The organism is Burkholderia sp. GbtcB21, assembly GCF_019091065.1.
GTDB classification, from domain to species: domain Bacteria; phylum Pseudomonadota; class Gammaproteobacteria; order Burkholderiales; family Burkholderiaceae; genus Burkholderia; species Burkholderia pyrrocinia_C.
Genome location: NZ_JAGXKA010000333.1, coordinates 1 through 253 on the forward strand (window position 1 = coordinate 1; position 253 = coordinate 253).

Annotated in this window: 1 protein-coding gene; it reads right to left on the reverse strand. The window is 67.6% G+C overall.

The window, feature by feature from the left end; translation table 11 throughout:
- A partial coding sequence (locus KVT39_RS37055; RefSeq protein ID WP_217591498.1) for a UbiA family prenyltransferase occupies positions 1-253 on the reverse strand: 253 nt, incomplete at both ends.

Below are 253 nucleotides of genomic sequence, written 5' to 3' on the forward strand. Positions count from 1 at the left end.
CAGCGTGTAGATCACCGCGTAGCCGACGAACGTCGCGATCGTCAGCCACATCGTCAGCGGGTTCGTGGACGTGTAGTGCGTCCATGCGCCGGCGCTGCCGAGCACGGCCGAGAACACCAGGATCTGCGGCGTCGTGATCTCGCCGCGCGCGGTCGGGCGCCATGCGGTACGCCGCATCATCGCGTCGATCTTCTGCTCGACGAGGCAGTTGATCGCGAATGCGGGGCCGGCCAGCAGCCAGATGCCGACCGTG